Raw genomic sequence first — 26,691 nt, 5'->3', positions numbered from 1 at the left:
AATAAAATTAACTACAGCAATCTCGGCCTTTACTTGATAAATAGTTAGGAGAAGTATAATGAAAGCGGCAAAGCATCTTTTGTTATTTATGTGTGCTTTAATTGTTTTAGGAGTATCTTACTACTATATCAATTTGTATTGGAAAGAAAACACCGATGTGTCTTTGCATATCAAAGTCAAATCGGAACAAAAAATAGACTATCAGTTGTTTTATGCGGATGATCCCGATGCGTGGAGTGAAGAGAAGTCTATTCATATTAGTTATACTAATCCGGGTGATTGGAAAGAGCTTGTATTCAATTTGCCGGAGTATTCTTTTATCCGAATCGATTTTGGTAACGAGAATAATATAGTAACTGCTCGTGATTTGTATATCACCGCAAATTCAAAAGTGAAACTAGATGTAAACGAAATTAATGCGAAGCTAAATCAGTTGAAGATTGAAAAAAAGGAATCCGAAGAATATCTCTTGAAGGCTGGCGGCAAAGATCCGTTTATTTATTTTGATGCCAGCAGATATATTACTGAAGCTAAGCATGGCGGAAGTTGGAGTTTGAAAATCATATCTTTGTTTTTAAGCCTGCTTGCCGCAGCCGCCTTTTATTTTATAGGAAGATATGTGAAAGAAAGCATAAGGTTTGTGAGAGATTTTTCTGCTAATAAGGAACTTGTTCTAAATCTGGCGAAGAATGATTTTAAAACGAAATTTGCTTCGTCATATTTGGGTGTTTTGTGGGGATTTATAAATCCCTTGCTCACTATCGGCACCTATTGGTTTGTATTCCAAGTTGGACTGAGAAGCGGCGATGTAGGGAATGTCCCATTCATTATTTGGTTTATTGCCGGTATCATTCCATGGTTTTTTTTCTCCGACGCTCTTTCAACCGCTACTAACGCTTATCTTGAATATAGCTATCTTGTAAAAAAGGTAGTCTTTAAAGTTGAGTTGCTTCCATTAGTTAAGATATTTTCGGCATTTTTTGTTCAGTTATTTTTTATTATTTTTATATTTGTTATTTATGCATTTTATGGGCGATTCCCAACCATATATAGCTTTCAACTGATCTACTATGTAGTATGTTTGTTGGTCTTAGCTGTTTCGGTATCATTCCTCACTTCTTCAATCGTTCTTTTCTTTAAAGACCTAAATCAGATAATTGCTGTAATTCTTCAGATCGGATTTTGGTTCACACCAATTGGTTGGACGGTCAGCATGCTTTCCGATTTTTGGAGCAGAGTTTTCAAATTAAATCCAATGTTTTATATTGTACAAGGTTACAGAGATACGTTTATTGACCATATTTTATTTATAAATCGCCCGTACCAAACTGTGTATTTTTGGTTGTTTTGTCTTGTATTGTTTACTTTTAGCATAAAAGTCTTTAAAAAACTTAAACCGCATTTTTCGGATGTGCTATAGGAGTGAGATTATTGAACGGGATAATAGAAATAAATAATCTTGTGAAAAAATACAAGTTATATAACAAGCCAACCGATCGTTTTAAAGAAGCGGTCCATCCCTTCAATAAAGTCTATCATAAGGAATTTGTCGCTTTGGATGGCATTACACTTTCCGTAGAGAAGGGGGATGCTGTTGGAATACTTGGCAAGAACGGCTCGGGTAAATCAACGCTCCTAAAAATCATTACGGGAGTATTGTCGCCAACCGGCGGCAGTGTTGAAATCAATGGGAAGATTTCTGCTATTCTGGAATTAGGGGCCGGGTTTAATCCTGAATATACGGGCCGGGAGAATATTTACTTGAACGGTTTAATGATGGGTTACGGCAGAGAGAAGATGGATGAAAAAATTGACTCGGTAATCGAATTTGCCGATATCGGTAAGTTTATAGATCAGCCTGTCAAAGTATACTCTAGCGGTATGTTTGCCAGACTTGCCTTTGCAGTATCCATAAATGTGGAGCCCGATATTCTCATCGTTGATGAAGCCCTGGCTGTTGGAGATACACGGTTCCAGACAAAATGTATTGATAAAATGAAGGAATTAAAGAGAAACGGCACTACGATCCTCTTTGTTTCTCACGCTTCAGAGCAAGTAAAGAGGTTCTGTAATAAAGCGGTTTGGATAAAAAATGGGAAGATAGAAGCGCTGGGAGATTCAAGTGAAGTCGTAGACTTATATGAGGATTATATGAGAAACGATACAGAACAGTTAACGGAGGGAACTGAACCGAGAGCGAACAAAGTGATTACTTCGATAGAGCCGGATTTTGTTCTTCCTTCCAATCCTGATGTGCTAGCTCTTATCACGAATGTTCAAATTAATAAAACGTCACTTCGAACATTTGAGGAGTTAATTGTAGAAATAGAATATGAAGTATATGAAGAGTCGATTGACGATCTGCTATTAGGAGCAGCAATTTATACGCCGAGTCGAGACTATATTTTTGGTCCAAATACTTTTTTGGAAAATATTTCGATTCCTAATAAAATGGGAAGACATAAAGTGAATTATTGTATTCCGCAGCTTCCCCTTTTGGGTGGAACCTTTTGTTTAGATGTGGGTCTTTTTAATAATGAGGGAATCATCAATATACATTATATGGAGAACGCGGTATCTTTTACTATAACCAATAAGTACTTTTCAGAAGGATTAGTTTATATAAAGCACAATTGGGAGGTACTAAAATGATAGATGTTCTTTTTGATCAATATCAACGGTATCAAAACGTTACTGATATAATTAATTCGATGAGGATGCCTGGGCAAGTCTTTAATATTCTTGAGGTGGGTGCCAACGAACATCAGAACTTAGAGAAGTTCTTGCCGATTGACCAAATAACCTATCTAGATATACAATTGCCTGAATATTTACAAAATAATCCTAAATATATATTAGGTGATGCAACCTCAATGGATTTTTCTGATGATCACTATAATATCGTTGTTGCATTAGACGTATTTGAACATATCTTTGAAAAAGATCGTGAAAAATTTCTAAATGAACTTAACAGAGTTAGTTCGGATTTCTTTGTTATTACAGCCCCTTTTCATTCTCCTGAAGTGGTTGAAGCAGAAAGAAGGGTAAATGCGGTATATAAATCGATTTTTGGCAAAGATTTTATCTGGCTAGAAGAACATATGATGAACGGTCTGCCCGTTTTGCGTAAGGTGTCTGAGCATCTTAAAGCGCAAAACATTCAGTTTGAGATGATTAATCATGGAGATGTGCGCATCTGGGAAAGGCTAATGGCTATACATTTCATTGCAGCTCAAGACTCCAGATTGGGGATTTATAGAAATGAAATTGATAGGTTTTACAATCAACATCTTTTTGCAAATGATTTTGTGGAGAAGTCCTATAGAAAAATATGTGTAGGATCAAAAAGTAGAAACTTATCTGCGTTACCATTAAGAAAAATAAATTTATCTAAAAGAGATGAAGACCTATTAAAACTAGATGGGATGGAAAAGATCTTCTATAGCCTAGCTGACTTGCCTTTGAAAATAAATATTAATGATGCTTCTGCAGACTTTATTCAGATTTTTAAAGATGAAGGGGCAGGATACACTGAAGATAAAAGTATTAAATTCAACCTGAAAAGTAACAGACAGCACATACATGCTGATCTTAAATCTCAGAATCTTAAATCAATAAGAATAGACCCGTCTAATTTTAAAGGCTCATTTGAAATCAAAAATATTATAATTACTATAAACGCTCAAAACAACCTTCCAAAAGCAGCATATACGATTAGTGGGAACTTTAATCTGAATTTTAATAACACTTTTATTTTCCATGAAGATGATCCTTATATAATTCTGAGTATTTTAATGGAAGAAGCTATAGAAGAAGTGAGTTTCGACATTGTCAAGTTACCCCAAGATGAAGCTTTTATTTCTATAGTTGACTATTACACTGAACACATGAGAATTATTGGCGAAAAGACGAGACTGATGGGGATTTCACATGCAAAAAGTATTGAGGAATTGGAACAGCAAATATCAGTATTGTCAGCAAAGATTAATGAACTAATGATTACAAATCAATCCTTAATTACGGAGTTGGAAAATCATAAATTTTCGAATGATACTTCCAGGAAAACTATAAATGAAATTAACCAAAAAAATGCTCAGTTATCCCAAACAAATGGGGAGTTACACCAAACTATTCTTGAATTACGACGAGTAAATAACAGTAATGCAGCTGAATTAAAATCCATATATGAGTCTAGAGGATGGATTTATTTAACAAAGTTGAAGAGAGTTATAGGGAAATAATATTAAGAGAGCAGGTGCTTCTTTGTTTTCAAGATTAAAATCGATTTTTTTTATCTTACTTGGAGTATTTGGTGTAAAAAGTAAACTGAAATTAATTCCTTTGAATGACTTGAAGAAAGATGGAGACCGCTGGATTTCATTTGGAGCAGATCCAAGTTTTTTGGTAGATGGAAAATTCGGAAATGGATGGAACGAAATGTCATGGAGTTCAAATGCTGGGGAACGTATCCCTTTAAAGATGTACTGGGATGATGGCGAAGGTTTTAACGAAGGTCGTAGCCTAATTATCGGTGAAATCACCAAAGGTAATTCCAATACTAAAACGTATCTTTATATTCCTGACGATGCAATAGCAATCAGATTGGACCCTGGTGAAAAGAAACTTGACTTTAGCTTTAGCAGTTTGAAAATGAAGAAAGTTAGTAGAATTTGTGTTGCTGTGAAAGCTTTAAGAAATTACTCTTCTCAAAGAGGCTATGGTTACCGAGGGATTGTCAGTTTGATAAGAAAAGTTCTGAACGCTATCAAAACTAGTGGTATGAAGTCACTATGGGTTAATGCTAAACAAATTATGGAGTACAATAGCAATAGCATGGTTAACGATTATAGTAGTTGGCTTGAGAAAAGCAGGTTTTTGGAAAAAGAGATCTCTCAAATAAATGATGAAATTGAAGCTTTTGAATATAAGCCCTTAATATCTATTATTCTTCCCGTTTATAATATAGAAGAGGTTTGGCTGAGAAAATGTATCGATTCCGTATTGGCGCAGTATTATTCTAATTGGGAACTATGCATTTCCGATGATGCCTCTACTAAATTACATATCACGAAGGTGCTAGAAGAGTATAAAGCTCGTGATAGTAGAATAAAGGTAGTATACAGAAATGAAAATGGGCATATTTCTAAATCATCAAATTCTGCTTTGGAAATTGCGACCGGTGAATTTATCGCACTGCTCGACCATGATGACGAACTAACTCAAGATGCTCTTTATGAAAATGCTTTACTGCTTAACAGATTTCGTGATGCAGATATTATTTATAGTGATGAAGATAAGATTTCAATCCAAGGGGAACGATTTTCTCCCTTTTTCAAACCGGACTGGTCTCCTGATTTGTTACTCTCTCAAATGTATATTTGTCACCTAACAGTTTGTCGCAAAAGCCTAGTTGATCAAGTTGGAGGGTTCCGCGAAGGGTATGAGGGAAGTCAGGATTTTGACCTAATGTTAAGGGTTACTGAATTAACCAATAACATTTATCATATTCCCAAAATCCTTTACCATTGGAGGGCAATTCAGAACTCTACCGCTTCTAGCGGGACGTCTAAGGATTATACACATATTGCTGGTTTGAAAGCGGTAGAGGATGCAATAGATAGAAGAAAATTGTCTGCAACTGTTGTATCAATAGAAGGCCATTCCAATATATACTTAACTAAGTTTAAGCCTACCAGCAACCCTAAGATTTCTATTATTATTCCAACCAAAAATATGGCTTCTGTACTAAAAACATGTTTGGATTCCATTTTCACAAGAACTAGATATTATAATTATGAAGTTATTATAATTGATAACGGAAGTACAGAACCTGAAATTTTTGAATTGTATAAATATTGGGAAAAGAATGAAGAAGAGAGATTTAAAGTCTATGTGTTGGACATTCCTTTTAATTACTCAAAGTTAAATAATTTTGGCGCAGAAAAGGCCAGTGGAGACTTATTACTATTGTTGAATAACGATACTGAAGTTATCTCCGAAGATTGGTTACAGGAAATGGCTGGACAAGCAATTCGTCCAGAAATAGGAGCTGTAGGTGCATGCTTATATTACCCTGATAAAACACTGCAACATGGAGGAGTCATACTAGGACTTGGAGGAGTGGCCGGGCATAGCCATAAACATTTTGCTTCGGATAGTTCTGGTTATTACCGAAGATTAAAAATTGTATCAAATTATACAGCTGTAACAGCTGCATGCTTAATGATACGTAAAGAAATATTCTTTGAAGCGAACGGTCTAGAAGAGGAGTTGCAAGTTGCTTTTAATGATGTTGATTTCTGTTTAAAAGTCTGGAGCTTAGGATATAACAATTTATGGCTACCACACGTGAAGTTATACCATTACGAATCAAAAAGTAGAGGATATGAAGATACCCCAGAAAAACAATTTCGATTTGCTGGGGAGATTGAATGGGTTAAAAATCGTTGGTCTAGGATTTTAAACAATGATCCAGCTTATAATCCTAATCTAACAAAGGACAAAGAAGACTTTTCAATAGGTACCCCCTCTGAAATTTATGAAAACAATCTTAGTATTATGAGATGTAAAAAAGAGAAAGCACACTCAATTGAAGTTAATATTTAACTTATAGTTTTTGGGAATTTGATATTAAAGAAACTTAGCGATGTTAGTTCTATAAGTTAGCGAGGAATAAAAAATGTGGATATACTTATTTGTTTCAATTATACTTAACGTCTCCGCACAGACTGTTCTAAAATTCGGATTAAACAAACTGCAGTTGGATACTATAAATTCTGATAGTATTGTCAAGATCATTTCTACGCCAAACATATGGTTTGGCGCTTTGCTTTATGGTGGCAGTTTTTTTGTTTATTTGTTTGCTCTGTCAAAAGGAGAAATTGGAAGGTTGTCTCCTATTGCACAGGCGCTAACAATAATAGGGCTCGTATTGGTTTCCGTTGTTTTTTTTCATGAAGGTTTAACAATGTCCAAAACGATTGGTACTATCCTATTGGTAGCAGGTGCTATAATTATTTTTCACTGATATTCAGCTTTGGGAGGCTGGGGGAAATTGAAGTTGGAAGAGAATTTCAATAATACGAAATACAGATACAGTCTGTGGATAATCATATTTTTGTTCTGTGGCTATATGGGTTGGATTTTTATTGATTATTATGCAAACAATAACGAAAAAATAGCCTTTCCACATTATCTAGTTGCCTCACTCTTATTTTATGGGGTTGTAATAATACTTCTTAAACAAATTAAATACAGAGAACTTACCTATATCATGTTTGCTTTGTTAGGCCTATACTACATTTTATTTCTCCCCTTTTTTTCTCCAATTGATGAGGGAGCCCATTTTGACTATATACTGCATATTATTCAACAGCATAAACTGCCTACGCTTTACGACATAATTAATACAAATGAGCTTTATAAAGTGACTGGAGAGCTAGTGCCGAGTAATACACAATATGAAGCTGTTCAGCCACCGTTATATTATTTAGTTTCCTCATTATTAGCAGCCCTTTTTCAAAAGAGTTTGATTTTTAGTGTCATAATGTTGCGTGTGTTTGGCATCGTTCTTATTCTTCTGACTTATTTTTTTATTCAAAAAACTTATCTGGAACTGGTGAGAACAAACATCATTGAGAAGAATGATCACCTGTTTCATGCTGTTTCTCTTTTATTTTTTTTGAATCCAGGCTTTATGACAAGAATGATCACCATAAGCAACGAGCAATTAGTTGTATTTCTAATGAGCGTATTAATTTTTTACATAGTAAAAATATTGGGTGAAAAACATTCCTTCAAACATCTAACATATCTTTCCCTAATAACTGCAGCAATGATTTTAACTAAATTCACTTCCATATATATTATTGGAGTAATTATTCTATTTTACTTATTGAACAAAGAGATAAAAGAGGCCTTATATTATGCTATATTCAGTGGGATTCTAATTTCCCCATGGTTTATTTTTAATTTGTATCATTATCAAAAATTTACTGCGAACAGTCTTCATGTTGCTTTCGTGAAAGGGATTGTAAATCCTAATAATATACAATTATCGATATACTATATTCTGCAAAAAACTAATTTTTTTCTGGGATCTTTCTGGAACCCGCAAGAGAGTGGGTTTCCAGGAATAAAAGAACCTTACTTCACGATCACGAACTTATTGTCCTGGGTATTGATAGGAACACTTGTCGGAGCGACTATATATGCAGTCAAGTCTTGGAGAAATCTTAAGGATATTAAATCTCAACTTATAACTCTACTTACTTCCAGTATTTTTTTAAACATAATTATTCTGTGTTATGGGACTATTTCTCAAGATGTTGATATAATGATCGGTAGATATGTATATATGAATTCGATTGGATTTATTATATTGACAGTCGTGCTGACTCAGAAAGTAATTGTTAAAAAGTATCATCATCTATTTGGATGGATTTTGTTAATGATGATTTGTTTCTTAACAGTCAATTTTATGTTTGACACGGCCCAGTCGAGGCAGAATTTCGCAACAAAAATTAAGGTAAACATCCTTGAAGAAAAGATTTCATTGGAGAATTATCAACAAAAGATATACAATCCATTTTTAAATACTCAGGATTTAAAGAACATCCCTTCGAAATTAGATGGCAATCTCACCGTTAAACTGGATAATTCCAATGTATTCCATCCCGAACTATATCAGTTTAATAATATTAGTTTAGAGAATTTGAATGAATTAAAAATTATAGGCAATGATCCTTTCCTTGTTGTATCCTTAAATAATGCTCATTCCGTACAAGTCGCGGACTTGATTAAGGTGACCCTAAACAATGTACAGCAGGATGGGATAGGGCAATTGTTTTGGGATGACGGGACTGGATATTCAGAAAATAGATCTATAAAGTTTTCAATTTTGAAAGGGGAACATTCATACTTTATACCCGTGGGGAGAAACGCTTCATGGATGGAGAGCAAGAATATTAATAAAATTAGGATGGATGTTGATGGATATGCTCCTAATAATACGTTTATCCTGAAAGAATTTATGCTTACAAAAGTAATGAGCTGACCTGAAAGGATGACAAGTTTTGAAGTTCGATTATGTGATATTTGGAGCGGGCATTTATGGGCTTTATGCAGCGCATTTGCTTGCTAAGAAGGACTTAAAAGTGGCTGTTATAGAATTCGATGATAAACCTTTACAGCGAGCTAGTTATATTAACCAAGCCAGGGTGCATAATGGCTATCATTATCCTAGGAGTGTATCCACGGCTGCAAAATCGGCAAGCTATTATGAGCGGTTTTCTAGGGATTTTTCGTTTTCTATCAATGATAGTTTTAAAAAGATTTATGCTATATCTGCAAATGACTCGTTGACAAACGCGGAACAATTTTTGAATTTCTGTGAGTATGTCAATATTCCAGCCTATGAAGTCAGCAGCAAGCCTTATTTTAATCCCGGCTTGGTAGAGGCGACGTATGAAACTGTAGAGTTTAGCTATGATGCAAATATTATACGCAACTGGTATGTGGAAGAGCTGGGGAGTTTCAAAAATGTAACAATTTATTATAATAAACATCTAGATCGGAGCTTTAAAGAAGAAACTGATTTCAGACTGCTTTTTAAAGATGGCGATATTATAACAACACCTAAAATACTTAACGCTACTTATGCAAGTATCAACCAAATATTAAAGATTTTTGATTATGATTTGTTTACTACAAAATATGAAATATGTGAAGTTATAATGACTAAGGTATCGCAAAGCATGAAAAATGTAGGGATAACCGTTATGGATGGTCCATTCTTCTCGTTGATGCCATTCGGCGTAAGCGGGTACCATTCATTGACTTCGGTAGGTCATACTCCACATGAATCATCTTTCAATCCATTACCGGAATTCACATGTCAGAATTATCGGGAGGATTGTTCAAAGGATCAGCTCCAGAACTGCAATACTTGCTTTGTTAAGCCAGAGTCAGCTTGGAACAGAATGCACCAGTTAGCTAAGAAATATTTAATGCCAGATATTGCTGTAGCCTATGAAAGCTCATTATTTGCCGTTAAAGCGTTGATAAGCGCTTCAGAGCTGGATGATTCTAGACCCACTGTAATTAAGGAATTTTCCAATTCACCGTCTTTTATTTCAGTATTTTCGGGGAAATTTAACACAATTTATGATTTGGAGGAAGTGCTATGAAAGAGCAGGTTTTTGTTTCTGTCGTTGTTTATGCTCATAATAATGAGTCAACGGTGGGTCATACACTGACTACGCTTGATCAACTGTTCGATAAAAATTTCAAAAGTTATGAAATTATATTAGTAAACGACTACAGCCAGGATGAAACAGTTATTAAAGCAAGGGAAGCTATCAAACAAATCCATGGCGATACCACCATAATTAACTTATCAAGAAAACATGGCATTGAACATGCGATGATGGCTGGTTTAAATAAATCTATGGGAGATTTTGTGTTCGAGATTGAGACTGCGACAATAGACTATCCTGTTGAACTGCTTTATGAGCTTTTCCAGACAGCAACCAAAAAGGGATTCGATATTGTAGCTGCAACAGCAGGTTCAACAGGCTGGAAGTCCAGACTATTTTATAAAATGCTTAATAATCTATCCTATATGAAATTATCTTTGCAAACCGAAACCATCAGACTGGTAACTCGTAGAGCGCTCAATTCCATGCTGAATCTCAAAGAAAAGGTCAGATACCGCAAGGCTCTATATGAACTTACGGGTTACTCCAAAAGTCTCGTAACGTATCAATCCCTTTTCAAATCTAAAGGAAAAAAGATGACCAGGGAGAATGTATCACTGGCCATTGATGCTCTGGTTTCTTTCTCCAACGCCGGCTTAAAGGCTGCTCATTATTTAACTTTTGCTTTCTTTGGATTTTCCATTTTTATGGGCGCGTATGCGCTCTATAATTATTTCTTTAATCAATCAGTTGTTGAAGGTTGGACAACATTAATGATTTTAATTTCATTCGGTTTTGCGGGATTGTTCTTTATATTCGGTGTAATCGGAGAGTATATTTCGAGAATTCTTACAGAAATTCAAAATCGGCCATTCTACAGCACCAGCTCGGTAGAGATGTATAAAGAGAAAAGACAGCATCTCCAATTAGTGGAACGCAACAAAGATAATTTATCCGTTTAAAGGAGAGGTTTTACTTTGACAAGTTGTCTGATAGGCTATACGGGTTATGTAGGCTCCACACTGCTGAGAAGTACAGCGTTTGACGATTTGTATAATTCTAAAAATGTAGATGATATCAAAGGAAGAGACTATGATCTCGTCGTTTGCGCTGCCGCCCCGGCAGTAAAGTGGAAAGCCAATCAAAATCCTGAAGAAGATTTGCGAAATATTGAAAAGATTATAGGGAACTTGGAAACAATAACAGCAAAGAAATTTGTTCTAATCTCAACCGTTGATGTCTACAAGAATCCCATTGAAGTGGATGAAGAAACCGAAATCATTCCTGAAGAAGTAACACCGTATGGGCGGCATAGATTCTATTTGGAAGAATTCGTGCAAGCAAATTTTCAGAATCATCTTGTTATAAGACTTCCAGGATTATTTGGAGAAGGTTTGAAGAAAAATTTCATTTATGATCTTATTCATACCAATTGTCTGCATTTAACTCATCGCGATAGTCAATTTCAATTTTATAATATGGATTCGTTATGGAATGACATTAAGACCGCTTTAAATCAATCCCTCTCATTGGTGAATTTTGTCGTAGAACCGGTTAGTGCGCATGAGGTGGCTAAAGCAGCTTTGAATATATTATTTGATAATGTTACAGAGAATCCCCCTGTTTTCTACGATATGCACAGCAAATATAGCTATCTTTTTAACAATCGTGAATCAAAAGAATATTTTAAAAATAAGAATGAAATTTTATCGGAAATAAAGGCCTTTATATCGAAAGAGAGGGCTGAACTGTGAAGCTTTCTATTTCGAATATAGCTTGGGAAGCAGATGATGAGGAACAAGTTATAAAGGTATTACAGAGTCGCAATGCTACAGGTATAGAAATTGCTCCAACAAAAAAGTGGAAATCACCCGTCGATTGTACAGAGCATGAACTTAATAATTACCGAGTACAATGGATAGATCGCGGTTTAGAACCAGTCGCCATGCAGTCTCTTTTATTTGGCCAACCAGATTTAATTTTATTTGGCGAAGAGAATAGTCGTGTCCAATTAATCGACTATTTGACGAAGATTATTAGGGTTGCCGGGGTTCTAGGAACAAAGGCATTGGTATTTGGCTCGCCTAAAAACAGATTGGCAGGAAGCTTGAGCTCTACTGAAAGACTTGATATTGCCATTTCCTTTTTTTATGAATTAGGCCAAGTTGCTTTGGAAAATGGCGTGGTTTTTTGCATTGAACCTAATCCATCCCAATATGGGTGTGATTTTGTTACCGATACAGACCAAGGTATTGAACTTGTAAAGGCAGTTAATCATCCAGGCTTTAGATTACATTTAGACGCTGCGGCTATGAACCTAAATGGTGAGAACTATTATGAATCAATCGAGAAAAGCTTGCCTTATTTAGCCCATTTCCATGTGAGTGAACCTTATCTGGGTTTAGTAGGATCCAATGCTATGGAACACCATCAATCCATTGCCAAAGCGCTGAAGGAACTTCACTACAAACAGTATATTTCAATCGAGATGAAGAGCGGTTTATTGCCATCTAATGTTGAGAGCGTTAGGAGAGCTGTTGACTTTGTGGGAGAAACGTATCTCTAATGGGGGGACTTCAAACAATGAATAAGGAAAATTGGCAAGTTCCTAATTATGCGGCAAATGAGCTGAATGATAGATCAAGGAATAAATACTGTGTATGCATACCGGTCATAAATGAAGGGGAAAAGATACAGAAGCAATTAAAGAAAATGGCAGCCATATCTTCTAATATTGACATTATTATATTAGATGGTGGAAGCACGGATAATTCGTTGAACCTGCAGTTTTTGGAGGGGTTAGGAATTAAGACGCTTCTCGTGAAGAAGGATTCGGGGAAATTAAGTGCACAGCTCCGAATGGGCTTTGCGTATGCCCTTGAACAAGGGTATGAAGGGGTCATTACTGTAGACGGCAATAATAAGGACAGTGTCGAGTCTATTCCGTCATTTATAGAGAAACTTGATGAGGGCTACGACTTTGTACAGGGTTCGAGATATGTTCCCGGGGGCAGTGAAATTAATACGCCTTTATCTAGGAAGCTTGCCATAAAACTGATCCATGCACCAGTTATTTCTTTGATTGCAGGTTTTCGCTACACAGATACAACCAATGGTTTCAGAGCCCACTCAAGGAGCTTTTTATTGGACCCTAAAGTTCAGCCGTTTAGAAATATATTTAGTACTTATGAACTGCTGGCTTATTTGTCAGTTAGAAGTTCCAGATTAGGATACAGAGTGATAGAAATTCCTGTGACTAGAGCTTATCCCAAAGGGAAAATCCCTACTAAAATCAGTCCTTTAAGGGGTAATATGCTTCTCATGAAAATATTGTTTAATTTGGCACTTAAAAAATATAACCCTGAATCTAATGTGGAATATCAAAAAGGTGCGCAATCACTTTAAAGTTTCGTAACAATTCTGGTACCTATTTGGTACAAATCCTGCTATATGGTGTACTTAGGATAATGAAAATCATGATGTTGTACCTAAGTAGTAACAAGTTCTATAATAATACGTGTAGTTAGGGCCAATTTATAAAATGCAGTGGACGAAATTCATTCCATCACACATAAATGTTGTATAAGATATAATATTGAAATATTTATGACTGATGAAACAAAGGTGGTTTAATTAATGAAACTCCTCATCACCGGCGGAGCCGGTTTTATTGGCAGCAACTTTGTTATGTACATGCTTCAGCAGCATCCCGATTACCAAATCGTCAATGTGGATGCTCTTACGTATGCAGGTAATCTGGAAAATTTGAAATCGGTTGAGAATCATCCGAACTATACGTTTGTTAAAGCGGACATTACGGATGTTCAGGCGATGGACTCTTTGATCGGCCAGGGCGTGGATGTGGTCGTGAATTTTGCGGCGGAGTCGCATGTGGACCGGAGTATTTTGGAGCCGGATGTGTTTGTGAAGACGAATGTGCTAGGGACTCAGGTGCTGCTGGATGCGGCGAAAAAACATAAAGTCACCAAGTTTGTACAGGTATCCACCGATGAGGTGTACGGTACGCTTGGGGCGACCGGTCTGTTTACGGAAGAGACGCCGCTGACGCCGAACAGTCCTTATTCTGCCAGCAAGGCGGGGGGGGATTTGCTGGTGCGCGCTTATCATGAAACGTTCGGTCTGCCGGTTAATATTACGCGCTGCTCGAACAACTATGGCCCTTACCAGTTCCCGGAAAAGCTCATTCCGCTGATGATCTCTCGCGCTTTGGCTGACGGGGCGCTGCCGGTGTACGGCGACGGCTTGAACATTCGCGATTGGCTCTATGTGGAGGATCATTGCAGCGCGATTGATCTGGTCATTCATAAGGGTGTACTGGGTGAAGTGTACAACATTGGCGGTAATAATGAGCGGACGAATGTGCATATCGTCAAGACGATTTTGCAGGAGTTGGGTAAGCCGGAATCTCTGATTACGTATGTGCAGGACCGTCCGGGGCATGACCGGCGCTACGGCATAGACCCAACGAAGATTATGAACGAGCTGGGCTGGAAGCCGAAGCATACGTTTGAAACGGGAATCAAGGAAACGATCCAATGGTACTTGAACAATAAAGAATGGTGGACTCGCATCCAGTCCGGAGAATACCAGAAGTATGCCGAAAAGCAATACGGCAGCCGTTTGGGGGATGCCCTGTAATGTCGACGAAGGTTCTGGTGACGGGGGCGGCGGGACAACTCGGCCGTGATGTGGTGCTGCTGCTGGAAAGCCGGGGGTATGAGGTGCTGGCCTGCGACCGGCAGGAGATGGATATTACCGATCTTGACCAGTGTGACAAGGTTATTGGAGAATTTGGCCCTGAGGTAGTCATTCACTGCGCCGCTCATACGGCGGTGGACGCCGCAGAGACGGATGTTGACGCTGCATACTTGATCAATGCTGTGGGAACGCGCAATGTTGCGCTCGCATCGGAGAAAGCCGGCGCCAAGCTGGTCTATATCAGTACGGATTATGTGTTCGACGGACAAGGAAGTCAGCCGTATCATGAATACGACAACACCGATCCCAAGAGCATCTACGGCAAGTCCAAACGAGCCGGGGAAATCCTGGTGCAGACCTTGTCGTCCAAGTATTTTATCGTGCGCACTTCGTGGGTGTATGGAAAATACGGGAATAATTTTGTCAAAACGATGCTGAAATTTGGCCAGGAAAAACCGGTGCTGCAAGTCGTGGATGACCAGAAGGGCTCACCAACGTATACGGTGGATTTGGCAAATTTCCTGCTGGAATTGATCGGCACTGAAAAGTATGGAATTTACCACGCCTCCAATACTGAAGTTTGTACGTGGTATGAGTTTACCCAGGCGATTTTTGCCGAGGCGGAGGAAATCTTGGGACTCAAGTTTACCGCTAAGCTGGAGCCATGTACGACTGAACAGTTTCCACGGCCCGCTCCGCGTCCGCGAAATTCTGTGATGGAGCATTTGTCGATCCGGACGAACGGTCTGCAGGATTTGCGGTCGTGGCGGGAAGGTCTTAAAAGTTTCCTGCTAGAGCTAAAAGTATAAGGAGTTCAACTCCCGCATCATTATATGATACGGGAGTTTTATTTGCATTTTATACTACCATTTATTTCTGGAGTTTAAGGGGATGTTGTAGGAGATGTTGAGAAAAAAATTGGGAGCAATATATAATACCCCAAAAAAATTATTAGTTTCCGTGTCAGCATCAGCTCTTTTGTTCTCATTATTACTAGCTTTAATATTTATGAAAAGCGTATTAATATATGAGCCTAATATAAAGGATTTTTCAGATCATATAATGTCTTCTGCTACGGCTACTAATCTGGACATAGCTGACCGTATAAATACATATATTATCTTTTTAATCGGTTTAATTTTAATTTCAGCCTTCTTTTTCTTTGTAATACATAGAATGATTATCAGCAGGTGTAATGATAGTACTTTACCTTTCATTCGCGTAATTACTGAAATTTCATTTATTGGTATAGCGGGTGTTGTAACAAGCATTTTATCTGCTGGACAAGATTTAGCTCTTTACTTTATAGGAGAAGTTATTTTATTAGGATGGATTTATATTAGGTTTTTTTACGATAAAAATATAGAACTAAATATGTTTATTTGGTATATATTAATGGCCATCCCACTTAGTTTATTCGTATGGGTTGTTTCGAAAAATCTCCATTTATTGGATTATTTTTTCAATATAAAACTTGTACAACAATTAGGAATAAATGTCGATGTCTTGTATATTATGTTGGGATGCTTTATATCAAGTGCAATCTTGCTTTTTGTATGTGAGAAGTTATTTAAGCATTTCAGAGATAAAACAAACATAGAAGATAATAAATTAAAAAATTTAATGTTTGTAGCTGGTATACCAGTTATGTTAACTGGAATCTTACAACCAATAATGCTTGAGGTACTGAATATATTCAATAAACGGTTCGGCATAATAATTAATAGGCCACTCTTAATGTATAGTATATTATTCGCTATATGTTTGATCTTATTTATGATTATTATCAGCTTTTCCAAAAGTAATAAAGAGTGGTTAAATATAGATAGAAAGAAATTGTTGTACAAGATTTATATCCCGATTATTTTAGCTACAGTTGCTTTTATGATAGCACAACCAAGTCGAGTAGCTGGTGTAGGCCGAGAGTATTTTGAAATGGCTAATCATGGATTAGCGATTGATCATTTCTTTAAATATGGAAGCATCCCTATAATTGAAAACTATGATGCTCATATGCTCTATAATCAAGTGTTCGCTTACTTATATTCTTTTGTTAATGGGTATGAACCATGGGCGGCCTTTTTATACGATAAGTATGTGGTAGTTATATATATACTTCTTGTGTATTATTTATTAAAGGCTCTTATTGGGGAGATCAATTCATTTTTCTTTATTATGACATTTCCTTTATTGGAGAATTTATTTAACATATTGTACTTGTTCTCTGGTATTATAGTTTTTTTTATTTACAGATGCGTTAAAGCTGGTTCTATTAAAAATACTATTAAGTTCTGGCTGGCTGCGACATTCTTATGTATTTATAGACTTGACTTGGGTGTTGCAGCAATTATTAGCGGAGTGGTTACCTATATAATCAGTTGTTTCTTTTACAGACAACGCTATTCAAAAATACTTAAATTTTTAGGTTCGGGTGTCATAATTATTTTCTCGGGGATAATTCTCTTTGTAGTATTATGTTTGATAAAGGGAATATCTCCGGTGGACAGAATTGTTGAATTTGTTAAACTATGCGAATCCAATCAAAACTGGGCTTATAGTAGTGTAGGAGATTATAATTTAATAGCTTATACAGTAGTCTATTACATATTGCCTATTTTGATATTGGTAATCTCTTTAATTACTATTGGGAAATATACAGTTTTACAAGATGAGGTACTAAAAGTAAATCAGCAGAATTTAATAATGTTTTTCTATTTCTCATTCTTTTATTTGGCAAATATCTCAAGAGGGATTGTGCGTCACTCTCTTGTTGAAGGTAGTATAACTCATGCGTTAGGAACATTCTCATTAGCCATTTTATGCTACATGATAATTAGATTTGGTTATAAAGATAAAATAGTCATCTTTTTAATAACTTCCATTATTACTATTGCATTGATTAATATCAATATGGTTACGCTGAAAGGAAACATATCTGTAACAACTAAAGCAATAACATCTACAAATTATTATCAACAATACACAAATTCATTTGACTTTAATGGATCTCGAGTTAGGGGAGAACTTTCGGATGCGACTCAGCTTAAAGACATACTAGACGCCACATTGAAGAAAGATGAGACATATTTTGATTTCTCGTCAACAAATTATTTCTTTGCTTTAGTTAATCGGAAAAATCCTATTTATGCTAATCAATCTCCACTAATGATTAGTGATGATACAACACAAAGACTAGCTTTGAAAGAAATTAAATTGAATAATCCTCCATACGTCTTGATGCCGATTGGGGGGAAGCTAGGAAGTAGTATTGACAATATTTCTGTTGATTTTAAGTACTATATGCTTTCTGAATATATTTACGAGAATTACACCCCTTTTATTAGGTTGGCTAACTTTGATCTTTATGTATTAAAATCAAAAAAAGATATTTTTCATGATAAGTTAGCGAAAAAAAGATTAGTTTCTAATGTTATAGAAGATCAACCAGAAGTTTGGGTGAGGGACATTGGGGATATTCCTTTATTATGGGCTGAACGGGATGGAAATGATGCATTTCTAAAGTCCTCATCTCTTACTCATCCAATAATTAACATCCATCAATTTTTCGTCGATACACAAGAGAGAATCATGAAACAACCTCTATTCTTAATAATAGAAATGGAAAGTGAAGCAAATCAACGTGCTGCAATTGAATTGAATTCTAAGAATAAGGATAAATTGGGGGGGTTTTTATTCAATATAACCAAAGGTAAACATAGCTATGCAATTCGCTTGAGTACAGATTATAAGTGGTGGGATAACAAAGTGAATTATTTAACCTTTTTATTTGATTCAAATGTGTCAATAAGTAAAATGTTGTATTATGATGATGAAAAAGATAAGTATTATCCTATAAACCCACAGTCTAATCAACAGCTGAAATTATCAAATTTATCCGATGAACACTGGAGTAACGGTATTGGAAAGGATAACTTTACACTATTATTTGATACTACACTTAATAATTTAGAGCAATTAAGAGTAGGAAATAAATTAGTATTTAAAGATGGAAGAAGGGTTACAATTACTTCAGTAAACATTTCTGGGGCATACATTCATGTCGAAATTGGACAAAAGTTGGACGCTTATTCTGATATTGCTTCATTTCCGAATTTAATCGGCATAAATGAATAACTTAACATTGACCTTTATATTAGGGTATTTCAGTTGATATATTAAGATCTGTAAAAGATACGGACTTTGGAACTAGAGGGTTGGAGAAAATAAAATATTGGAAAAAGGCTTAAGGAATTTCTGGCCGACGAACTAAGGGATTAATAGGATATTCTGAAACGACAGCTTTATAACAAATTCAAGACTCCCGGTCTGTACTGACAGACGGGGAGTTTTTGGTTTAGAAAGTGCCAAGTTTGCGATATACTATTGAATTATCAATGACTAAATCAAACAAGGAATAGGCCATGGCGAACAAAACGATAAGTGTACATATCGTAACGTATAACAGCGAGGCGGATATAATGGACTGCCTGAAGGCTGTACAGTATCAGGATTATCCGGTTGACCGGATTATTGTGGTCGATAACGCTTCTTCGGATGGAACGGTGCGGAATGTTGAGAAATGGTACGAGGGTGCAGGAGGAGACGACAAGCTGGGAGCAAAAGGAGAGGAATCCGAATACGGCTGCCCGCTCCTCCTGAATTCTTCCAACACCGGCTTCGCCCCCGCCCACAACCAGGCGATTGCCGCGAGTGATGCCGATTATGTGCTGGTGCTGAACCCCGACGTTACACTGGCACCGGATTATGTGTCCAGGCTGGTTGCCCGGATGGAAGCCGAGCCCGGAATCGGCAGCGCCACCGGAAAGCTGCTGTTCAAGGCGGACCCGGGGACGGTGGACAGTACGGGGCTGCGGATGAATAAGGCCCGCAGGGCTTTTGACCGGGGAGCAGGGGAGCCGGCGGAGAACTGGATGGAGTCGGGGGAGGTGTTCGGCGTATCGGGGGCGGCGGCGATGTATTCGCGTCGGATGATTGAGGAGATCAGCGTGGACGGCGAGTTTTTTGACGCGGATTTTTTTGCCTATAAGGAAGATGTCGATGTGGCGTGGCGGGCGCGGCTGCTGGGCTGGAAGGCGTATTACGTCGCGGATGCGATCGGATACCATGAACGGGGCTGGAAAGCATCGGGCCGCAGCGGGAAGCCGCTGTTTATCCGGAGAATTTCTTATATTAACCGGTATAAGATGATTGTTAAAAATGAGCCGCTCCGGACTGTGCTGAGAACTATTCTATGGTCTCTCCCATACGAAATTGCCGCCCATGGATATATGCTGCTGAAGGAGCCGAAGGTGCTAAAGGCGTGGAGAAGTTTTTTTGCGCAATGGGGTTCGCTGAGAAAGAAAAGAAAATGGGTTCAGGACAGGGCGAAGCGTAAGAAAGGAAGAGTGCGATGAAATCTTGCGGAAGCATCGAAGAGGTAAGGGCTAATATTGATAGGCTGGACCGGCAGATTGTGGCGCTGCTGTGCGAAAGACATTTATACGTGAATAAAGCGGCTGCATTCAAAAAGGATGCCGACGCCGTCAAAGCTCCTCAGCGTGTGGAGCAGTTAATAGCAAAAATACGGACAACAGCTGCGGAGCATGGCGGCGATCCGGATATAATGGAACAAATCTATCGCGGCATTGTATCGGCTTTTATAGAACATGAACTGCGGCTTCATCGCGAAATGACGAATGAAAAGGGCACCCAATCCGTACCCGATTAACAGGAACGAACAGGAAATGCGGCAGTACCCGCGAGGCTAATATTGTATTGATCTTACTCCAGCATTTTGCAAAATGCTTACTTGAGAGCATCCCGTTATTGAGCGCGGTTTTATGCTATAATATTGTCGATAGATTACTATTTTTGTCTGGAGCGTAAACAAAAGTGAATATCGATGTCAGCATCATCATTGTAAATTACAATACGTGCCGCTTGACGGTAGACTGTCTGCTGTCGGTGTATGACTCGGAAACGCAGTATACCTATGAAATCATTGTGATCGACAACCATTCTTCTGACGACTTGGTAGAAGTCATCCGGGAGCGGTTCCCGCAAGTAAAGCTGATAGCCAACCAGGAGAATACCGGATTCGCGCGGGCTAATAACCAGGGGATGGAGATTGCCTCAGGACGCTATGTGCTGCTGCTGAATTCGGATACGGTGGTGCAGCGAAACACGCTGGAGACGATGATTTCCTTGATGGACTGGCGGCCGGAGCTCGGGGCTTCGGGCTGCAAGGTGATTTTGCCGGATGGAAGTCTGGATAAGGCATGCAAACGCGGATTTCCGACCCCAGCGGCCTCCTTCTATTATGCATTTGGATTCAGCAGACTGTTTCCCGACAACCCGCGGTTCAATGGATACCAATTGGGATATCTTGACCCTGACAAGGAATATGAGGTCGACTGTCTGGTCGGCGCGTTCATGCTGGTAAGGCGGGAGACGATCGAGCAGGTCGGCGGATTGGATGAGACCTTTTTTATGTATGGCGAAGATCTCGATTGGTGTTACCGGATCAAGGAAGCGGGCTGGAAGATTTACTATTATCCCCAAGCTTTTATCGTGCATCTGAAGGGCGGCAGCGCACGGCGAAGACCGCCTAAGATCATTTATGAATTTCACCGCGCCATGATTGTCTTTCACCGTAAGCATTACAGCAAACAGTATTCTTTTCTGGTAAATGGGGCCGTATACGTAGGGGTAGGCGTTAAGCTTGCCGCAGTCCTTGTACGCAATGCTCTGACGTTGGGACGGCGGAAGCAAGTGCCTGTGCCGAGCCTCTCTGCTGCGGGCGAAGCCGGAGCGCGTTCCGAATCGAATGCCGAGGTGAGATTATGATCCGCCGCAATCAGCGGTTTTTGACACAGCTTTATATGGTCGCCGACTTTATTATCATTCAGGCTGCCTTTCTGTTCTCCTGGTGGCTCAAGTTCAAGAGTGACTGGATGCCTTACGAAAATCATATGCCGGTGGAATCGTATGCTTACTGGAGCTTGATTTATGGCACAATCGCCGTGCTGATCGGTATCCTGCTCACGCTGTATATGCCCAAACGGAAGAAGCGGTTTGCCGATGAGTTCCTGAAGATTTTCCAAGTGCATGTAATGGGTATCTTCATCCTGCTTGGCCTGATGTATTTTGTAAGAGAAATCGATATTTCCCGTCAGTATTTGACTATATATATCGGCACGATTATGCTCTCAACCATGCTGTACCGGTATGTGCTGAAGAAGATGCTGAAGTCTTTCCGGGAAAAAGGGTTCAACCGCCAGTTTGTGCTCATTCTCGGGGCGGGTACGCTGGGCAGAAGAATTTACGATAATCTCGCCCAGTACCCCGAGCTCGGTTATGAGATTATCGGGTTTCTGGATGATTACCAAAGTTGGGATACCCTCGACTCCCAGCGCTACAAGCCGATTCTCGGCAAGCTCGACGAGCTGCCGGCTATGCTGGAGACGATGCTGATCGACGAGGTGGTTCTCGCTCTGCCGCTCGATGTGCATCATAAGTTTCCCGCCATTATCGCGACCTGTGAAAAAGCCGGGGTCCGCACGCTGATCATTCCGGATTTCTTCGATTATCTGCCTGCGCGTCCGTACTTCGATAATTTTGCCGGGCTGCCGATGATCAATGTGCGCGACATCCCGCTGGACATGACGGCTAACCGGATGGCCAAGCGGTTGTTCGATATTATATTCTCGCTATTCGCCATTGTAGTGATGGGTCCAATTATGCTGATTGTGGCGCTTGGAGTGAAGCTGACTTCGCCGGGACCGGTGATTTTCCGGCAGGAGCGGGTGGGACTTAACCGCCGGACGTTCATGATGTACAAATTCCGCTCGATGAAAATGCAGCGGGACAACGAGGAGGATACGGGCTGGAGTACGGAGCATGATCCGCGCCGCACCCGGTTTGGGTCGTTTATCCGCAAGACGAGCCTAGATGAGCTTCCGCAGTTCTTCAACGTGCTGATGGGCCATATGAGCGTGGTCGGTCCACGTCCGGAACGCCCCTATTACGTGGAGCAGTTCAAGGGAGAAATTCCGAAATATATGGTCAAGCACCATGTGCGTCCCGGAATTACCGGCTGGGCGCAGAGCAACGGCCTGCGCGGCGACACCTCGATTGAGGACCGGATCAAGCATGATATTTTCTATATCGAGAACTGGTCGCTGCTATTTGATATCCGGATTATTTTCAAAACGATCCGCAACGGCTTCATCAATAAAAATGCATACTAACCTGAGGCTATCATACATCTCTTTCCCCGCTTCCGCCGCTTACAAGGCGGGGCGGGGAATTATTTTTTCACACCGGCTGCCAAAGGAATGCTATACATGAAGCAGAACGCGCCCATATCCTGTGTGACGGAAAAAAAGCGAAAAAATGTTCGTATTTTCTGCTTCTTTAAATTGACACGCCCAGTCCGGCTATTTTAACATATAAGAAGCAATAAGCGCGGCTGCTGAAGAGCGGCCAATTCATTTAAACCGAATAAGGATGAAAGATTATGACTGTGGTACGACAAATGATTGAGACCTGGCGCCATGTATTCAAGCTGGACCCGGACCGCGCGATTAGCGAAGAAGACCTAAGGGCGGTTTGTCAGTCTGGAACGGATGCGATTATGGTAGGTGGCTCTACAGGCATCACCTATGACAATACCGCCCGCCTGATGTCCGGAATACAGCAGTACGGTGTACCGTGCATCTTGGAGGTATCCGATCTGTCCGCCGTCGTGCCCGGCTTTGACGCCTATATGATTCCGATGGTGCTGAATGCATCCGATCCGGCATGGATTATCGGCCACCACCGAAGAGCCGTCGAGCGCTACGGCGATTTTATCCCCTGGGAGCTGCTGCTGACCGAGGGTTATATTGTGCTGAACGAAAGTTCCGCCGTGGCCCGTCTGACCGGTGCGGACACGGGGTTGTCAGCAGACGGAGCGGCCGCTTATGCGCATATTGCCGATAAGCTCATGACGCTGCCCATCGTCTATCTGGAATACAGCGGCAGCTTTGGAGATGTGGAGACAATGAAAGCCGTGCGTGAAGCCGTAGGCCATGCGCGTCTCTTCTACGGCGGTGGAGTTACCGGACCGGATCAAGCGAAGCTTGCGGCCTCTCTTGCCGATACAGTCGTCGTGGGCAACATCATTTATACCGATATTGGGCGGGCCCTATCGACAGTCAAGGCGGTTAAACAGACGCTGCTATCTAGTGAATAATGTAGTGGTTCTGTTCAGAACCACTCAATGAAATAAGCGATTTAAGCTATTGGAAAGGGGCATGCCCTACATGCAATCTGTTAACATACAAGATGCCGTAAGCCGGCTCAATCCTCCCCAGCGCCAGGCGGTCGAGGCGACCGACGGTCCGCTGCTTATCATGGCCGGAGCGGGGAGCGGCAAGACAAGGGTGCTGACCCACCGTATCGCCTGGCTGATTGCCAATCGAAAGGCTCCGCCTTGGGCGATTCTTGCCATTACATTCACGAACAAGGCGGCAAGAGAAATGCAGGAACGGGTGTCCAAGCTCGTAGGCCCGGAAGGCCGTGATATTTGGGTATCGACGTTCCACTCCATGTGCGTCCGGATCCTGCGGAAGGATATAGAACGGATCGGGTTTACATCCAATTTCTCGATTCTGGATTCTACGGACCAGCTTTCCGTTATCCGCGCTTGCATGAAGGAACTGAATATCGACACGAAGAAGTTCGAGCCGAAGGCGGTGCAGTCGATGATCAGCACAGCCAAGAACGAACTGGTGACGCCTGCTCAGTACGAGATGAAGATCGGGGATTATTTTGAAGGACTCGTTGCCAAAATATACACAATGTACCAAAAAAAGCTCAAAAGTAACAACTCGCTCGATTTCGACGATCTGATCATGACGACGATCCAGCTGTTCAAGGAAGTGCCTGAGGTGCTGGATTTCTACCAGCGGAAATTTAAGTACATTCATGTGGACGAATATCAGGATACGAACCGGGCGCAGTACATGCTCTGCCGCATGCTGGCTGACAGCCATCACAATATTTGCGTCGTGGGCGACAGCGACCAGTCGATCTACCGCTGGCGCGGCGCCGACATCACCAACATTCTCAACTTTGAGGAAGACTACCCGGAAGCCAAAGTCATTTTGCTAGAGCAGAACTACCGCTCGACCTCGAACATTCTGAACGCCGCCAACGGTGTTATCGCGCTGAATACCGGACGCAAGCCGAAGAAGCTGTGGACGGATTCGGAGGAAGGGCCGAAGATCAAGGTGTACCGGGCCGATTCCGAGCATGACGAGGGCTATTTTGTATCCGGAGAAATCAGCAAGAATGTGAAAAAAGGAAAGTCGTACCAGGATCATGCGATTCTGTACCGGACCAACGCGCAGTCGCGGGTGATAGAGGAAATTCTCATTAAATCGGATATTCCTTACCAAATTGTCGGGGGCATTAAGTTCTACGACCGCAAAGAAATCAAGGACCTGCTCGCTTACCTGCGGCTGCTGTCCAATCCCGACGACGATATCAGCCTGACCCGGGTGATCAATGTTCCCAAAAGAGGACTCGGCGACACGACGGTCGCCAAGCTTGCCGACGCGGCGGCATCCCGGGGCGTCTCCATCTTCCGCGTGCTGGAAACGGTGGACGACCTGGGATTTGCCGGACGGACGCGGAACGGGCTGGTCGAGTTCTACGACATGATTCTGGCGCTCCACCGGATGGTGGAATTTCTATCAGTGACGGAGCTGACGGAGAAGGTGCTGGAAATGTCGCAGTACAAGCTGGAACTGCAGAAGGAGAACACGATCGAATCACGCTCCCGCTTGGAGAATATCGACGAGTTCTTGTCGGTAACGATGGAGTTTGAGAAAAATAATGAGGACAAATCGCTCGTGTCCTTCCTGACTGATCTTGCCCTGATCGCCGACATCGACAGTATGAACGATGCGGACGAAGACCGCAGCGACGCTGTTGTGCTTATGACGATGCACAGCGCGAAGGGGCTGGAGTTTTCGGTCGTGTTCATCGTCGGCATGGAAGAAGGGGTATTCCCGCACAGCCGCGCCTTCCAGGACAATGATGAGCTGGAAGAAGAGCGGCGGCTGGCGTATGTGGGCATTACCCGCGCCGAGAAGCAGCTGTTCCTCTCCTGCGCGCGGGCGCGCACGCTGTTCGGGCGGACGACGGCCAACCCGCCGTCCCGCTTCCTGGACGAGATTCCGGAGGAACTCAAGGAAGACACCGTCATGACCCACGACCGCTTCCGCCGGGGCAGCGAGGCGGGAGGAGCCTATGGCGGCCGCGGCTTCGGCGCAGGCGGCCGCAGCAATTTCGGCGGCGGACGGGGCGGAGCCGCCGCCTCATCGCCGGGCGCCGCTGCAGGCTATGGCGGCGCTTCGGCGTCCGCGGCGGCGGGCCGCAGCCGCGTGACCGTGACCTCGGGCGGGGCTGCGGCCCGCCCGGCGAGTGGAGGAGCGTCCGCCGATTTCAAGGCGGGCGACAAGGTCTCGCACGGCAAATGGGGCGTCGGCACCATTGTCGCCGTGAAAGGCAGCGGCAACGACATGGAGCTGCAGATCGCTTTCCCTGCGCCGGTGGGCGTGAAACGGCTGCTTGCCGGATTTGCGCCGATCACCAAGGTGGAGTAAGGGTTCGGCTGTGGATGGTACGGCTCCGGCATAGAGCATGCGAGCCGCCGCCCGGCGATTAAAGAACCGGCTTTTGGATCAGGCTGAAGAATAAGGAAACTATTTGGTATGGCGGAGGGATG

20 protein-coding genes are annotated in these 26,691 nt (G+C 41.0%); all 20 read left to right on the top strand.

Translation table 11 applies throughout. The features are described from left to right. The first annotated feature begins 58 nt into the window (after positions 1–58). The 20 genes from KP014_RS00550 (at position 59) to pcrA (ending at position 26,569) form a co-directional block, all read left to right on the top strand. Entirely contained in the window at positions 59–1,420 is a 1,362-nt protein-coding gene (locus tag KP014_RS00550) for an ABC transporter permease (RefSeq protein ID WP_036604521.1), read from the top strand. 11 nt (positions 1,421–1,431) lie between these two features. After that, the gene (locus tag KP014_RS00545) at positions 1,432–2,652 is read left to right on the top strand and encodes an ABC transporter ATP-binding protein (protein WP_036604523.1); all 1,221 of its coding nucleotides are present in this window, start codon (positions 1,432–1,434) and stop codon (positions 2,650–2,652) included. Then, positions 2,649–4,241 carry a class I SAM-dependent methyltransferase gene (locus KP014_RS00540; protein ID WP_036604525.1) on the top strand — a complete coding sequence of 531 codons (1,593 nt, stop codon included), beginning with the start codon at positions 2,649–2,651 and terminating at the stop codon, positions 4,239–4,241. The genes KP014_RS00545 and KP014_RS00540 overlap by 4 nt, the downstream gene beginning before the upstream one ends. Positions 4,242–4,263: 22 nt before the next feature. Further along, positions 4,264–6,606 carry a glycosyltransferase family 2 protein gene (locus tag KP014_RS00535; protein WP_063619562.1) on the top strand — a complete coding sequence of 781 codons (2,343 nt, stop codon included), beginning with the start codon at positions 4,264–4,266 and terminating at the stop codon, positions 6,604–6,606. A gap of 154 nt (positions 6,607–6,760) precedes the next feature. After that, positions 6,761–7,027 (top strand): EamA family transporter, encoded by a 267-nt coding sequence (locus KP014_RS00530; protein WP_246590612.1) that lies wholly within the window; start codon positions 6,761–6,763, stop codon positions 7,025–7,027. Between the two features lie 27 nt (positions 7,028–7,054). Next, positions 7,055–9,055 (top strand): hypothetical protein, encoded by a 2,001-nt coding sequence (locus KP014_RS00525; protein ID WP_036604528.1) that lies wholly within the window; start codon positions 7,055–7,057, stop codon positions 9,053–9,055. A 19-nt stretch (positions 9,056–9,074) separates the two neighbouring features. Beyond that, a complete protein-coding gene (locus tag KP014_RS00520) occupies positions 9,075–10,187 on the top strand; it encodes an FAD-dependent oxidoreductase (protein WP_036604530.1) in 1,113 nt (370 codons plus the stop codon). Continuing rightward, on the top strand, positions 10,184–11,158 hold the full coding sequence (locus KP014_RS00515) for a glycosyltransferase (protein ID WP_036604531.1): 975 nt from the start codon (positions 10,184–10,186) through the stop codon (positions 11,156–11,158). Before KP014_RS00520 ends, KP014_RS00515 begins: the two co-directional genes overlap by 4 nt. Before the next feature lie 15 nt (positions 11,159–11,173). Next, positions 11,174–11,950 carry an NAD-dependent epimerase/dehydratase family protein gene (locus tag KP014_RS00510; RefSeq protein WP_036604533.1) on the top strand — a complete coding sequence of 259 codons (777 nt, stop codon included), beginning with the start codon at positions 11,174–11,176 and terminating at the stop codon, positions 11,948–11,950. Next, positions 11,947–12,762 carry a sugar phosphate isomerase/epimerase family protein gene (locus tag KP014_RS00505; protein WP_036604535.1) on the top strand — a complete coding sequence of 272 codons (816 nt, stop codon included), beginning with the start codon at positions 11,947–11,949 and terminating at the stop codon, positions 12,760–12,762. Before KP014_RS00510 ends, KP014_RS00505 begins: the two co-directional genes overlap by 4 nt. A 17-nt stretch (positions 12,763–12,779) precedes the next feature. After that, on the top strand, positions 12,780–13,601 hold the full coding sequence (locus KP014_RS00500) for a glycosyltransferase family 2 protein (protein WP_036604553.1): 822 nt from the start codon (positions 12,780–12,782) through the stop codon (positions 13,599–13,601). A gap of 231 nt (positions 13,602–13,832) precedes the next feature. After that, positions 13,833–14,855, top strand: a complete 1,023-nt coding sequence (rfbB, locus tag KP014_RS00495; protein WP_036604537.1) for a dTDP-glucose 4,6-dehydratase — start codon at positions 13,833–13,835, stop codon at positions 14,853–14,855. Further along, positions 14,855–15,724 carry a dTDP-4-dehydrorhamnose reductase gene (rfbD, locus tag KP014_RS00490; protein WP_036604539.1) on the top strand — a complete coding sequence of 290 codons (870 nt, stop codon included), beginning with the start codon at positions 14,855–14,857 and terminating at the stop codon, positions 15,722–15,724. Before rfbB ends, rfbD begins: the two co-directional genes overlap by 1 nt. Positions 15,725–15,818: 94 nt before the next feature. Next, positions 15,819–19,049, top strand: a complete 3,231-nt coding sequence (locus KP014_RS00485) for a hypothetical protein (protein ID WP_036604541.1) — start codon at positions 15,819–15,821, stop codon at positions 19,047–19,049. 287 nt (positions 19,050–19,336) lie between these two features. Beyond that, the gene (locus KP014_RS00480; protein ID WP_036604543.1) at positions 19,337–20,329 is read left to right on the top strand and encodes a glycosyltransferase family 2 protein; all 993 of its coding nucleotides are present in this window, start codon (positions 19,337–19,339) and stop codon (positions 20,327–20,329) included. Then, entirely contained in the window at positions 20,326–20,643 is a 318-nt protein-coding gene (locus KP014_RS00475) for a chorismate mutase (RefSeq protein WP_036604545.1), read from the top strand. The genes KP014_RS00480 and KP014_RS00475 overlap by 4 nt, the downstream gene beginning before the upstream one ends. A 170-nt stretch (positions 20,644–20,813) precedes the next feature. Beyond that, complete coding sequence (locus tag KP014_RS00470; RefSeq protein ID WP_051500667.1) at positions 20,814–21,761, top strand: glycosyltransferase family 2 protein; 948 nt, start codon at positions 20,814–20,816, stop codon at positions 21,759–21,761. After that, complete coding sequence (locus KP014_RS00465; RefSeq protein WP_036604546.1) at positions 21,758–23,164, top strand: undecaprenyl-phosphate glucose phosphotransferase; 1,407 nt, start codon at positions 21,758–21,760, stop codon at positions 23,162–23,164. Before KP014_RS00470 ends, KP014_RS00465 begins: the two co-directional genes overlap by 4 nt. Before the next feature lie 269 nt (positions 23,165–23,433). Then, positions 23,434–24,150, top strand: a complete 717-nt coding sequence (gene pcrB, locus KP014_RS00460; RefSeq protein WP_036604548.1) for a heptaprenylglyceryl phosphate synthase — start codon at positions 23,434–23,436, stop codon at positions 24,148–24,150. Between the two features lie 70 nt (positions 24,151–24,220). After that, positions 24,221–26,569, top strand: a complete 2,349-nt coding sequence (gene pcrA, locus KP014_RS00455; RefSeq protein ID WP_090833793.1) for a DNA helicase PcrA — start codon at positions 24,221–24,223, stop codon at positions 26,567–26,569. Positions 26,570–26,691: the final 122 nt, after the last annotated feature.

The organism is Paenibacillus sophorae (assembly GCF_018966525.1).
Taxonomy (GTDB): domain Bacteria; phylum Bacillota; class Bacilli; order Paenibacillales; family Paenibacillaceae; genus Paenibacillus_AQ; species Paenibacillus_AQ sophorae.
Note: the sequence above shows the minus strand (reverse complement) of the source record. Positions and strands in the feature narration are given on the sequence as shown.

Coding starts and splice junctions, on each gene's coding strand:
- KP014_RS00550 (WP_036604521.1), top strand. CDS start 59: ATGAAAGCGGCAAAGCATCTTTTGTTATTTATGTGTGCTTTAATTGTT.
- KP014_RS00540 (WP_036604525.1), top strand. CDS start 2,649: ATGATAGATGTTCTTTTTGATCAATATCAACGGTATCAAAACGTTACT.
- KP014_RS00515 (WP_036604531.1), top strand. CDS start 10,184: ATGAAAGAGCAGGTTTTTGTTTCTGTCGTTGTTTATGCTCATAATAAT.
- KP014_RS00500 (WP_036604553.1), top strand. CDS start 12,780: ATGAATAAGGAAAATTGGCAAGTTCCTAATTATGCGGCAAATGAGCTG.
- rfbB (WP_036604537.1), top strand. CDS start 13,833: ATGAAACTCCTCATCACCGGCGGAGCCGGTTTTATTGGCAGCAACTTT.
- rfbD (WP_036604539.1), top strand. CDS start 14,855: ATGTCGACGAAGGTTCTGGTGACGGGGGCGGCGGGACAACTCGGCCGT.
- KP014_RS00485 (WP_036604541.1), top strand. CDS start 15,819: ATGTTGAGAAAAAAATTGGGAGCAATATATAATACCCCAAAAAAATTA.
- KP014_RS00480 (WP_036604543.1), top strand. CDS start 19,337: ATGGCGAACAAAACGATAAGTGTACATATCGTAACGTATAACAGCGAG.
- KP014_RS00475 (WP_036604545.1), top strand. CDS start 20,326: ATGAAATCTTGCGGAAGCATCGAAGAGGTAAGGGCTAATATTGATAGG.
- KP014_RS00465 (WP_036604546.1), top strand. CDS start 21,758: ATGATCCGCCGCAATCAGCGGTTTTTGACACAGCTTTATATGGTCGCC.
- pcrB (WP_036604548.1), top strand. CDS start 23,434: ATGACTGTGGTACGACAAATGATTGAGACCTGGCGCCATGTATTCAAG.
- pcrA (WP_090833793.1), top strand. CDS start 24,221: ATGCAATCTGTTAACATACAAGATGCCGTAAGCCGGCTCAATCCTCCC.